Here is a 12,924-nt window from a genome sequence, read left to right on the forward strand (position 1 = left end):
TCTGTCAACGCAAAAAGCGCCGCCGGGGCAAATCCGGCGGCGCTTTTTGCGTTTGGTAGCGGAGGCTACTCTTTCACCAGGCGCGATACAGCGCGGGTGTCGTTGCCGGTGTATTCTACTAGGTACATGCCGCTGGCCAGGCCAGCTACCGATACGGTTGTTTCCACGGCGTTGGGGCGAGCCACGTACGAAGCTACTTTCTGGCCGGTGGCGGCGTATACATTGATGCGGCCTTCCGAGCGGCTAGTGCCGTGGTTTACCACCAATTCATTTTGGGCAGGGTTCGGGAACATACCCAGGGCCAGAGCTTTGCCAGCCTTGTTGCTGTTCACGACAGCCTGCGTGCTTTTGATGCGCACGTCGCGCAGCAGGGCGTAGCGGGAAGCGTTGGCCGCGCTGGCGCTGCAGCTATAGTACAGGCGGATCGTCAGGGTTTGCGGAGCCGTTACCGTCACACCAGTGGCGGCGTTCAGGGCCAGGCGGTACGTGGCTACGTTACCAGTGGTGGTATTCACTTGCGACAGCGGAATGGGCGCAGGGCCATCGGCGGGAGTGGGCGGCGTCGTGTTGGGCAGGGCCGGGAAGCCGCCGCCTACGGTGTTGCCGGCCGGGCCGCGGCCGCCGGTAATCACGGTGGAGTCGCTTACAAAGCCTGAGCGCGAATATGCCACGGCCAGGGTCGTATTGGAAGCCGTTAGCAGAAACGAAGTGTTGGCAATCAGCGAATCGACGCGCACGGTGGAGCCGGCCGTCGGGTTAACCACGAACTGCACGTAGAAGCGACGGTTCACGGTGCCACCGGGGCCGCCGAGGCTGCTATTCCAGCCGCTGCCATCGGCTACCGGTGCGAAGGCCATGCCGTATTTGCTCGAATAGGTAGGCACGGCCGCGCGGGTAGTGCCGTTGTCGTTGATGGGCTGGTTGTTGGAAGGTACCAGGCGACGGAGCGTAGGCGTGGTGGCCGTCACGTTGGAAGAGCGCACGGCGGCGCTGTCTTGGTTGTTGACGCGCAGCGACCAGACGAGGTTTACCGGAGTGGCCGTTTGGGCCGAAGCAGTGCCAGCAGCCCCGAGTGCTACCATGGCAGCCAGAGCCAGGGTGCGGCGCAGGTTATGGGCAGCACCGATAAGTAAAGATTTGTTCATAACGAAGAACGGGAAACAGGTGAGTGGGAATGTTAGCCTTAGTGGGCATACTAATGTTCTCAATAAGACGTGTTAGAGAAAGATTAGAATAATATTAATTTATGCAAACGTTACCGGGAACGTTGCCATAAGGAAATCTTGCCCAGATCCTGCCTGTACTCTCCTGCGTTTGCTCCCCTGAAACTCCGAAGGTTATCAGGGCTTTTCTCAACGTTTAGAGCACATTGAAGCCGTTTTACTAACCCAATAGCTTCCTCATACCGGGAGGAAATACCTTGAAAGCAGTCAGCTCGTTTGGTAAATGGCCGAGGTTGGTACTTTACCAATAGAGCTGCTGCCTCCAATCCACCGGTTTAGCTCACACCACTGTGCGCGGTAAGCCAATAATTACCATTTCGCCGGCTTCCCTTGGCCACGACTTTCGAGCAAGAGCTTACTCGATGCGAAACCAATCCACATCGGCGCTGCCGGAGTCGTTGAACTTGGTCGGCCGTGAGCAAAACAGCCCTACTTTCGCCCCTACCCACTTGCCTTCGCGGGCCTGAAACTCCTGGCCCAGCGGCTGGAACGTCTGCCCGTCGAGGCTGTAGCTAAACTGGCACTTGGCGCCAGCGGCCACGGCTACGCGCAGGTAGATGGGTTGCTTGGCTTGAGCCGCGGGCACGGTTACGGGCGCCGTAGTGACTTCGGGCACGAGCTTGTCGGCGTTCGAGCATACTGCTTGGCTGAGTTGCAGCTGCCCGCCTTGGTTGGTGAGGCTGATGTAAGCGTAGTCCAAGCCCATCATCATCAGCCCCAGCTTCTCCCCTTCCACGCGGGGGCTGAAGGTGAGCTTGGTGGTAGCCGTGAATATCTCGGCGGGCAGCTTCTGCATGAGCAGGCTGGGCACCTGCCAGTAGTTTTTGAAGCCTTCGGGCAGTAACACGGAGTAAAGGCGCAAGTAGCCCTGCGGGCCGTTGGGGTACGCCCAGTAATCCTGCGGATTGGCTTGCCACTGCCACTGCAGGCCCAGTTGGTTGGCGCTGAACTCATCCGACGTTGCGGGCGTGGCTATTGGCTGCGTCGGGCCTTTTACGCGGGGTTTGCGGTAGGTCAGCACGGGTTGGCCCTTGCCGTCTCCGTCGGGGTCTTCGCCGATGATGGGCCAGTCATTTTTCCACTGCATGGGCTGCAAGTGCACCACCCGGCCGTACGCGCCCTGGTCCTGGAAATGCAGAAACCAGTCTTCGCCGGTGTTGGTATCGACCCAGGCGCCTTGGTGCGGACCGTTGATCGACGTCTTGCCCTGTTCCATCACGATGCGCTCCTCGTAGGGGCCATACACGTTTTTGGAGCGCAGCACCAGCTGCCAGCCGGTGCTCACGCCGCCAGCCGGCGCAAAGAGGTAGTAGTAGCCGTTGCGCTTGTAGATTTTTGGCCCTTCCACCGTGGGGTGGCCGTTGTGCCCATCAAACACCAGCACGTCGTCGCCGATGAGCTGGGTGCCATCGGGGCTCATGGGGCTGATGGCCAGCAGAGACTTGATGCCCGCGCGCGAACCGGCAAAACCGTGTACGAGGTAAGCGCGGCCGTCTTCGTCCCAAAGCGGGCACGGATCAATCCAGCCTTTGGCCTCCTTCACGCACACCGGCTCCGACCACGGCCCGGCGGGGTCCTTGGCTTTGGTCATGAATATGCCCAGGTCCGGATCGGGGTAGTAGATGTAGAATTCCTTGCGGTGGTAGCGGATGGCGGGGGCCCACACGCCGTTGCCGTGCTGCACTTCGCGGTAGCGCGCCACGGGTGGCTGCTGCTTGAACACCGTGCTGATGATGGTCCAGTTGACCAGGTCGCGGGAGTGCAATATCTGCAGGCCCGGCGCGGAGTTGAAGCTCGATGAGGTGAGGTAGTAATCGGCCCCCACGCGCACCACGTCCGGATCGGAATAATCGGCGTAGAGCACCGGGTTTTTGTAGGTGCCGTTGCCGAGGTCGGGCACCCACACCTTCGATAGATTAGCCGACTGAGCAGTCGCGGACTGAGCAGTCATCAGTCCGCACATTAGCGAAGCGCCGAGGCACAAGCGCCGAAACAAGAGGCAGGGCAACGCAGGAAAGCAGGGTACTAGCAAGGTCGTCAGCGAGGTAAGCGGCCGTAAAAGCCAAAACAGCGGCGCCGGAGTTCCGACGCCGCTGTTGGCCCTGGGGCGGTTAGCGTTTGATGAATTTCGTGTTCAGGGTTTCGGTAGCACTGTGGTAGCGTAGCAAGTAGGTGCCTTGCGGCAGCTGGCGTAGTTCCACCGGCGTTTGCACCGCGCCAGGCTGGCAGTCGAAGGTGGCGATTTTGCGGCCGTCGAAGGCATAGAGCGTGACACTGCCGGCGCGGTCGGCCCGCGGGTGCGTCAGGGTCAGCGCCTCGCCGGCCGGATTCGGGTAAGCCGACAGCAAAGCGGCAACCCGCGCCGATTGGGCACTGTTGACGATACCGGCCTCGCCTTTCACCACCACGTCCTTGAGCAGGCCGTAACGGCCGGCGCTGCCGCTGCCGCAGCTGTAGTAGAGGCGGATGGTGAGCGTCTGGCCGGCGGCCAGCAGTACGCCGGAGGAACCAGCCAAGGTCAGACGGTAAGTCTGGTTGGTGCCCGAGTTCTGGTTGTTTAGCACGATAGGCGTTGCGAAAGCGCCGTTGGCGGTGCTGTTCAGCGAGCCACCCGGGCCCATGCCACCCGCTACGTCGGTGGAGTCAGAGACAAAGCCGCTGCGCGAGTACACCACCGCCAGACGCGTATTGCTGTTGGTGTTGTAAAAGGCCGACCAGAGCAGCAGTGAATCGAGGCGCACAGCACCGTTGGTGGCCGTTACGGTGAGTTGCTGGTAGAAGCGGCGATTGAGGTTGCCGCCCGGTCCGTTTACCGGCGCTCCGGTGCCCCAGGACCCGTCGCCGTTGGCGCTGGCTCCGAAGGCCATGCCGTAGCGGGCCGAGTAAGCTGGGTAAGCAGCCACCGTGGTGCCATTCGAGACGAAAAGCTTGGGCGAGGTGATGCTGCTGGCGGCCAGCTGCGAAGCCCGTACGGCCACGCTGTCCTGGTTGTTGCGCGAGAGCGGCCACCACTGCAGCGGCGCCGATACGGGTGCGGCGGCATTGGTGCGCGTGCCAGTCACGGGTACCGTGACGGCGCTAGCGCCAGCGCTGGTGTGCGTGATGTTGCCGCTGTAAGCGCCCACGGCCGCCGCGTTCAGTCGCACGCTGATGGTGGTATTGGCCACCGAGTTATTGGTAGCCGTCAGGATCAGCGGCGAAGTGGCCGTGTGCCAAGCGGTGCCGCCGTTAGCGGAAATCTCAAAGCCAGCGGGCGGCGTCACGGTTACGTTGCCGGTCAGGTTTACCCCCGACAGCACGTAGGTGCGCACGGCCGAAGGAGCACCGGCGTACTGCGTGAAGCTACCCAGGCTGCCCGTGGTGGTCACGGTAGGCACGCGCGATACTTCCACGGTATCGGTGAGGTGGGTGGCAAGGCCGGTTTTGGAGGCGCGCAGGTAATAATAGTAGGCGCTGCCGGCGGCCGGCACGGCGTCAGTCAGCTGGAAGTTGTAGGTAGTATCGTTGGCCGCTACCACTTCGCTCAGCTTGGTGTAGGTACCGTTGCGCGTAGCCGAGCGGAACAGCTCGTACTTCACCTGCTGAATGGCCCAGCTGGCATTCCAAGTGAAAGTGCTGGTGCTGGCACCGCGGACGGCGCGGAAGTTGGTGGCCGCAATTTCGCGGGCCGTGGAGGGGCAAATGGCGGGAAACTGCGTGCAGGGGTCCCAGGTACCAAACACGGCGGCGCGGGTGTAAGCGGCCGTATCGGCCACGGCCAGTTGCTGCGACCAGGCCACACGCTGGCTGGTATTGACGAGCGCTCCATCGAAGCGACGGCTGCGGAACTCGGCGTAGGTAATCAGGCTGGTGTTGGTGCCCGCGTCCCAAGTAGCCCAGCCTACGGAGCGTACCACGCCCGTAGCCATGGTGGTGTTCAGAAACACGGTCTTGTTGTGAGCCACGGGGCTGCTGCCGGTGGAGTTCTGCCAAGGGCGGCCGAGCAAGTAGGTGGTGGTGCCGCGGTTCGGCGCAATGATGCACTTGCGAAACACGTAGCCGTAGGTCTGGCCAGCCGCGGTATTGGCGGCCGTAATGTAACCCAGGCCGGTGCCGTCCTGGCGGGCTTTGGGGTAAATCACGCAGCCTTCGAACACGGCAATGGCACCGCCGAAGATGAAGTCCACGGTGCCGTCGATGTAGCAGTCCTTGAAGAACTGCCGGTTGCCGGAAGCATTGGTGAGCACCGTGTCCTGTCCGCCCAGAAAGCGGCAGTTGCGGAAGGCGGCGCGGTCAGCATTCACGTTAATGGCCAAGGCCTGCGGCGCGTCCCCGGTGGTGTTTTCGAAGGTGATATTCAGAGCCGAAAAGTCGGTGGCGTTGATGGTCACTGAAGCCGAGTTGGCAGTACCGTAGGTGCCACCGCCGGGCATGGGCTTGCCGGAGTAGTCGTCCCAGCTCAGGATGGTATTGGACACGCTCTGACCAATGAACTGCAGGAAGGGCTTATTGGAAGGCACCGTAATCTTCTCGCGGTACTTGCCGTCTTTGATGAAGATGGTGTAAGGCGTGGTACGGCCCGTAGGCGCCGCGTTGACGGCGGCCTGTACGGTGCGGAAGTTGCCGGTGCCGTCGCCAGCCACCACGGCGTCGTACGTTTGGGCTTGGGCGGCGTGGCCGAGTGCTGTAGTCAGCAGCAGCAGGCACCACACGTACCACTGCCGAAGGGCCCCGCCGAAGCGGTGGCTAGGGGTAAACGTTGGGGTCATCGAATGATTAAGAAGGATGGGAACGTACTTAATAGTAGTGCGTTCGAGCAGCCAAATCAGAGCTGCCTGCTGGCTTTATTTGCGCAAACGATGTCGGGAACGTTGCCAACGGCTCCCACCGCATCGCCCGGCCGGGCCGTTACCTCCGGCTCTAGGGTCGGGCCGCAGGTCGAGGCAACTTGGCTAGGCACGGCGTTTCGACCTGCGGCCTGGGCTGCATTGGGTTTTCGGGAACGTTGCCGACATCGTTTGCGCAAATAATTACGACCCGACGTAGGACGCCTGCCTTCACTATTGGCTAACATTATCAATGAGTTAGTGGCGAAGACGCCACGTTCGCGACCGACTTTGCGCCACGCGCAGGCCCTCGGCATCCCACCCTACCCGTTCTCTATGCACCTGAATGTTACTTCCTTGCTGCGCCACCGCACCCGCGGTGGCTTGCTCGCCACCGCCTTCCTGGCTGGGGCAATAGCTCCCCTGCAGGCCCAGCAGCTGGCATTTCCTGGAGCCGAAGGCGCCGGCAAGTACACCAGCGGCGGCCGCGGTACGGCGGCCGTGCCCACCACCGTGTTTGAGGTAACCTCGCTGGCCGATACCAACACGCCCGGCACGCTGCGCTACGCAGTGACCCAGCCCACCAGCGCCGCTGCGCACCGCACCATCGTGTTTCGCGTGTGCGGTACCATCCGGCTGACGGCGCCGCTGAGCATTGCGCGGCCTAATACCACCATTGCGGGCCAGACGGCCCCCGGCGAGGGAATATGCCTGGCCGATTATCCGGTGACCATCGGGGCCGATAACGTGATTGTGCGCTTCGTGCGGTTCCGCATGGGCGACCGACACCAGAATCAGGGCATGGTAGATGGCGCTGGCTCCGACGACGCCCTCGGGGCAGTTGGCCGCCGCAAGCTCATCATCGACCACTGCTCCATGAGCTGGAGCACCGATGAGGCCTTCTCGGTGTACCGCGGCGACAGCACGACCCTGCAGTGGAACCTCATCAGCGAGCCGCTTGATTACTCTTACCATTTCGAAGCCCCCGGCACCGACTTCCAGCGCCATGGCTACGGCGGCATCTGGGGCGGGCGCAACGCGTCGTTTCACCACAACTTGTTTGCGCACACCCGCGGCCGCAATCCGCGCTTCGACGGCAGCCGCAACCTGCCGCCCGGCACGGCCGGCCAAGAGAATGGCGACTTCCGCAACAACGTCATCTACAACTGGATTGCGTACAGCACCAACGGCGGCGAAGGCGGCAATTACAACGTCGTCAACAACTACTACAAGTACGGCCCGTCCACTAACACGGGCTCCTCGGGCGGCGTGCCGGTACGCAGCATGATCATGAACCCGAGCCGGCTTACGTCGACACCTTCCCTCCCCTACCCCAAGGTGTTCATGACCGGCAACTTTGTGGATGGCTATCCTGCCGTCACCAACCGCAACTGGTTGGGCGTGGCCATGGCTGGCGGCCTCCGCACCGATACGGCGCAATCGAAGGTGCTGACGCCGTTCAACATCATGCCCATGCCCACCCAAAGCGCCGTGGATGCTTACAACGCGGTGCTGCAAAACGTGGGCTGCGTGCTGCCGGCCCGCGACACGCTCGATCAGCGCATCATCAACAACGTGCGCAACCGCACCGGCCGCATCATTGATGTGCAGGGCGGCTACCCACACGGCACGCCCTTCACTACCTCGCAGAGCGCCTGGCCGGTGCTCACCTGCGGCCCCGCCCCCACCGACACGGACCAGGACGGCATGCCCGACACCTGGGAGCTGCAGAACGGCCTGAACCCCAACGACCCCGCCGACCGCATGGTGCGCGCCTCCAATAGCTATACCATGCTGGAAAACTACCTCAACGGCATCGTAGCCGTGGTAATGGGCTCCAAAGCCACGGGCAAGGTGGAACCAAGCCTGCTGGCCTACCCCAACCCCGCCGGCGACCTGGCCTCGGTGGTGCACCCGGTGGCCAAGCGCGGCGCCAACGTCCGCGTGTACGGTTTCGAAGGCCGCCTCGTGGCTACCCTGCCGAGCACGCCCGGCACCACCGAAACCCGCGTGTCGTTGGACAAGCTGGGGCACGGCAACTACCTCCTGGTCTACACCGACGGCGAGCAGCAGCTCAGCACCCGCATCGTAAAGCAATAGTAGCGCCGCAGGCTTCAGCCCACGCTACACCGCCCAAGCAAAAAAGCCCCGCAACGTTCGTTGCGGGGCTTTTTTGCTCTGGTTAAAGGCCGTCATGCTGAGCTTGTCGAAGCATCTTTACCGCTTCGTTGCGGGCTTCGACATGACGTTCTTGTGTTTTCAATAGTAATTGAGCTTGCCAGCACATTTCATATAAAAACTAAGTAGGCTGCATGAACAAAGACTTTACCATTACCAAAATCGGCTGGTTTACCAGTACAATTGGTCGAATTGGCACGAACGAACAGTACCACGCTCAGCACCGTGCACTTGTAGAGTTTCTGCAAACTCATAGTCTTACCACTCGCACCGTTTTAGAAAAGGGTGCGGTACTCAGCGACGAGTCTTGCTTAATGCGTTCAGACCTGACTGATAAAGGCTTCGAACTGTATCGTAAAGCAGAGAAGCGTTGGTTAAATGGAATTGACCGAGGTAAGTCGCCAACAGATATGACCATATTTGAGAAAGAGCTCCTTAAGCTTTGTCAGCGTAATTAATTCAACGAAGCAGTAGAGATGCTTCGACAAGCTCAGCATGACGCTAAATGGAGCATGATTGAACCAGGTGTTACAAGCTCCCAAACACACTACTACAAAAAAGCCCCGCAACGAGCGTTGCGGGGCTTTTTTGTAGTCAATTCATTGCTCAACCTACGGAACAACATTGCCTGATTTTCCGCCGGCCTGCTCCAGCAGCCACGCGGCCAAGTCCTTACCGGCCTGGAAGTTCTGGAAAGTTGCCGGAATCTTGCGGCCGTCGTTGTATTCGTTGTACAGCCATGGGTCGCCCACAGCGAAGACGGTGCCTTTGCCGAGCTTGGCCGAAGCCATGATGACGTGCTGGCCTTTCGACACCACCGCCTTGGCCGGGCCGCTGATGTTGATGGGTGCCAGCTCCTTGATATAAGAGGTGCGGGCATTGCGGAACACCGGGTTGCCAGCGGGCAGCTCCACCAAGCCCTGCTCAAACTGGTCGCCTTTCACCATGTTCAGGTTCACCGATTCGAAGCGCATGCCGAAGGCCTTGGCCAGCTCGTTGAAGCGCGGAATTTCGCAGTTGGAGGTGTCGTTGGCCATCAGCATCAGCACGCCGCCCTTCTTCACCCATTCGGTTAGCTCTTTTACATCGGCAGCCTGCACGAAGTTGGGCTTGGCCGTTTCCTTGCGCGTGTCCGGATCGACGATGATGTACACGTCCACGCCCTTGAGCGAGGCCGCGGTGGGAGCCGTCGGGATGGTTACCGTTTGGGCGCCCAGGTCGCGGAACTGCTGCCCCCAGAAGTAGAAGCCGCCGTGCGTGCGGTCGTCCCAAGTGTAGTGCCAGGTTTCTTCCTGCCCGCTGATGGCGTTCTTGCGCACCTCGCGGTTGAAGTGGTTGTCGAGGCCGATGGTCTTGCCTTTGCCCAGGCCCTGCTCGGCTGCCACTTCCATCTCCACGCTGGCCAGGATAAATGGCCCCACGCCTTTCAAGTCGTTTTTACGCAGCGGCTCGGAGAGGTAATACTCGAAGCTGCCGTCGCGGTAAGGCTTGCCGCCGAGGCCGCCCACACTTACGGTGCCATTGAAGGCCAAGCCGCCATTTTCTTCGGCCACGAAGGTTTTCAGAATGCCGTCGTAGCCTTTGCGGGCCACGTCGGCGTACTTCTTGTCGAGGTAGCCCATGCGCACGCCCTTCTGTAGGAAGTACACAAACATGCTGCTGCCCGAAGCCTCCGCGTAGTTGCCCTTGCGGCTGCCCTGGTCCACTACGAGCGACCAGGTGCCCGTTTTGGCGTCCTGGTACTTGGCCAGCACCGGCGCGAGGCGCTGCGTGTACTTGATCAGGTTCTGGCGCTGCGGGTGGTTCTGTGGGAAGTAGTCGAGTACGTCGACCAAGGCCATGGCGTACCAGCCCATGCCCCGGTCCCAGAAGTTCGGCGACTGGCCGGTTTTCTTGTTGGCCCACTGCTGCTCGCGGCTTTCGTCGTAGCCGTGGTACATGAGGCCGGTTTTCGGGTCGACGAGGTTTTTCTCGATCAGCGCAAACTGCTTCGCTACGTCATCGAAACCAGCGGGCTGATTGAATACCTTGCTGTACTCGGCGTAGAAGGGCTCGGCCATGTACAGGCCGTCGAGCCACATCTGGTTCGGGTAGATCTTCTTGTGCCAAAAGCCGCCTTCCTTGGTGCGCGGCTGCTCTTCCAGCTGCTTGCGCAAGAGCTGCGCCGCCTTTATGTACTTCTGCTGCGCCGCCGAGCTACCCAACGACATCTGGCTCAGCGTCAGCAAGGCGTGGCCGGTGGTCAGGTTGTCGAGGTTGTAGTCCTGCAGCTTGTAAGTGCGGATGGAACCATCGGGCTGCACAAACAGATCGAGGTCCTTCTGAATGTAGGTGAAGTAGCGGGCGTCGCCGGTGCGCTGCCACACGCGTTCCAGCGCCTTCAGCATTAGGCCCTGCTCGTAGTCCCAGCGGGTGGTTTTGCGGTTGCCGATGACGATGGAATCCGGAAACCAGCCGATAAACGAATCGGCCATGCGCTGCGACACGGCCGGCTTGGCCGGCGCGGCCGCCTGCTGCGCCTCGGCCGCGGGGCTCAGCGCCAGCAGGCCCAGCAATGGAAGAAGACGAAAGCGGTTTTTCATGTAGTACGGGGCTTCAGGGAGAGCAAAGGCTAGAATCCAGACTAGCTCCGCTCCTCAGTTGAGGAGCGGAGCGTTGGTCTAGCGTTGCGACACGGTCACCGTTTTCTTCGACACTTTGTCGCCGAACTCGATGCCCTTTTTGGCTTGCTTGGTGTCGGTGTTCACCAGCTTCACGTCCTTGGAACGGTCGCCGGTTACGCGCATCAGCAGTTCGGCGCCGGGGGCGTACTTGATGCCGTCCAGGGTGATGTTCTTGCTGTTCTGCACCTCCATCACGGGCATGGTCTGCGAGGTGAGCAGCGTCACGTTTTTCAGCTTGATGCCGTCGGCTTCGATGCACACAAGGCCTTTCTGGCTTTGCAGCACCGCGTTTTCGATGCTGATGTTTTTGATGGCCATTTCGGGCAGGCCGCGCACCAGAATGGCGGTTTCGGCGCCGTCGCAGGTTACGTTCTTGATCTGGATGTTGCGGAACTGCGGCGTGCCTTCGTTCAGCGGCTTGGCCTCGATTACGGGCGGCGCCGTCGACTCACCGGCCAGCGGCACGGGGTCCTTGGCCATGTAGTACATGTCGAAGATGATGGCCTGACCGGGAATGTCCTTCATGCTCACGTTGTCGATGAAGATGTTCTCCACCACCCCGCCGCGGCCGCGCGTGGTTTTGAAGCGCAGGCCTACGTCGGTGCCGATGAAGTTCAGGTTCGACACGTAGATGTTGCGCGCCCCGCCCGACATCTCAGAGCCGATGACGAAGCCGCCGTGGGCGTGGTACACCGTGGTGTTGCGGATGATGAAGTTCTCGGTGGGCATGTTCCGCTCGCGGCCCTGCTCATCGCGACCCGATTTGATGCAGATGGCGTCGTCGCCCACGTCAAACGTGCAGTCTTCCACGATACCGTTTTTGCACGACTCCAAGTCCAGGGCATCGGTGTTCTGGCCGTACTCGGGGCTCAGGGCCTTTACACCGCGCACAATAATGTCTTCCGACATCAACGGGTGAATGGTCCAGGCCGGGGAGTTCTGGAAAGTCACGCCCTCCAGCAGAATGCGCTTGGAGCTAGCAAATACCAGCATGTCGGGCCGCAGGAAATCCTTGATGTCCTCGTAGTCCTTTACCTCTTTGCCGGGCTTCAGGTAAAAGGCCTCGGGAATAGTGGAGCCTTTCAGCGACGAAGCCGACGGGTACCAGGTGTCTTTTTTATCGTTGGTCACGCCGCCGCTGGCTACTAGGCGTTTCCACTCGGTTTCGGTGAGCTTGCTCTTCTTCACCATGCGCCAGGTGTGGCCGTTGCCGTCGAAAATGCCCTTGCCGGTAATGGCAATGTTTTCGAGGTTCTGGCCGTAAATCTGGGCTTGATTGCGCACGGCGGCTACCCCTTCCCAGCTGGTTTTGATGAGGTGGTAGTCGGCGCGATTCTCGGTGAATTGCACGAAGGCGCCTTGGGCGAGGTGCAGGTTCACATTGGAGCGCATTTCGATGGGACCGGTGCGCCAGTGGCCGCGGGGCACCAGCACTACGCCGCCACCAGCCTGGCTGCAGGCGTCGATGGCTTTCTGAAAGGCGTTGGTATTCACCGTGCGGCCGTCGGCTACGGCCCCCAGTTTGGCGATGGAAATGGTATCGGCGCGAAACGAAGTGGTCTTGACGGCGGGCAGGTTAGGAACCTGGGCCGATGCTTCTGGACCAGTGAGCAGCAGGCCGCTCAGCGTCAGGGGAAACAGGGAAAGGAATGCTTTCATCGAAAGGGGGAAAAGAACAAATCCCGGCCCGGCAGCTGGCCAGACGGAGGGCAGAAAACCAACAAGAACGCCGCAGACCCAGCCGCTCCCGCATCAAATGGGTAGGGTAGCAACAACCTTGCTACTTAGCCGGGAAGTAGACGGTAAGCCAAGCGCTTCTGGGCCGGACCAGCCAGTTACCGGGCGGCTTCAGCCTTATTAAGGTCCGTCTAAAATGGGCCGTTTGACCGTTTTCCGGAGCCTTTTTTTATGCAAACGTTATCGGGAACGTTGCCATGAGCCTGCGTGTGCCGGGCGCACCAGGCAGTATGCGGCACGTTCGATGCGCGTTGTTGAGAGGGCGCCGCTGGCTGCGGAAATTTTCAAATCAATGGTATCAGCCCCCATGGAGATGAC

Annotated in this window: 7 protein-coding genes; 2 read left to right on the top strand and 5 right to left on the bottom strand. The window is 60.9% G+C overall.

Annotated features, from left to right (window positions below):
- Window positions 1-65: 65 nt before the first annotated feature.
- The 3 genes from AC5FXY_RS16175 to AC5FXY_RS16185 all read right to left on the bottom strand — a co-directional run bounded on the left by AC5FXY_RS16175 (window position 66) and on the right by AC5FXY_RS16185 (window position 5,971).
- Window positions 66-1,145 carry a T9SS type A sorting domain-containing protein gene (locus AC5FXY_RS16175; RefSeq protein ID WP_493557739.1) on the bottom strand — a complete coding sequence of 360 codons (1,080 nt, stop codon included), beginning with the start codon at window positions 1,143-1,145 and terminating at the stop codon, window positions 66-68.
- Between the two features lie 433 nt (window positions 1,146-1,578).
- Window positions 1,579-3,174 carry a glycoside hydrolase family 43 protein gene (locus tag AC5FXY_RS16180; RefSeq protein WP_493557740.1) on the bottom strand — a complete coding sequence of 532 codons (1,596 nt, stop codon included), beginning with the start codon at window positions 3,172-3,174 and terminating at the stop codon, window positions 1,579-1,581.
- 160 nt (window positions 3,175-3,334) lie between these two features.
- The gene (locus tag AC5FXY_RS16185) at window positions 3,335-5,971 is read right to left on the bottom strand and encodes a pectinesterase family protein (RefSeq protein ID WP_493557741.1); all 2,637 of its coding nucleotides are present in this window, start codon (window positions 5,969-5,971) and stop codon (window positions 3,335-3,337) included.
- A 393-nt stretch (window positions 5,972-6,364) separates the two neighbouring features.
- Between AC5FXY_RS16185 and AC5FXY_RS16190 the strand changes: the two genes are divergently transcribed.
- On the top strand, window positions 6,365-8,128 hold the full coding sequence (locus tag AC5FXY_RS16190; protein WP_493557742.1) for a T9SS type A sorting domain-containing protein: 1,764 nt from the start codon (window positions 6,365-6,367) through the stop codon (window positions 8,126-8,128).
- Window positions 8,129-8,340: 212 nt separating this feature from the next.
- Window positions 8,341-8,664: a hypothetical protein gene (locus AC5FXY_RS16195; RefSeq protein ID WP_493557743.1), complete on the top strand. Its 324-nt coding sequence runs from the start codon at window positions 8,341-8,343 to the stop codon at window positions 8,662-8,664.
- Between the two features lie 153 nt (window positions 8,665-8,817).
- On the opposite strand, the gene AC5FXY_RS16200 is transcribed toward AC5FXY_RS16195, so the two are convergent.
- Window positions 8,818-10,788 (bottom strand): glycoside hydrolase family 88 protein, encoded by a 1,971-nt coding sequence (locus AC5FXY_RS16200; RefSeq protein ID WP_493557744.1) that lies wholly within the window; start codon window positions 10,786-10,788, stop codon window positions 8,818-8,820.
- Window positions 10,789-10,866: 78 nt separating this feature from the next.
- A complete protein-coding gene (locus tag AC5FXY_RS16205; protein WP_493557745.1) occupies window positions 10,867-12,528 on the bottom strand; it encodes a glycoside hydrolase family 28 protein in 1,662 nt (553 codons plus the stop codon).
- Window positions 12,529-12,924: the final 396 nt, after the last annotated feature.

This window comes from Hymenobacter sp. FMD4 (genome assembly GCF_058932745.1).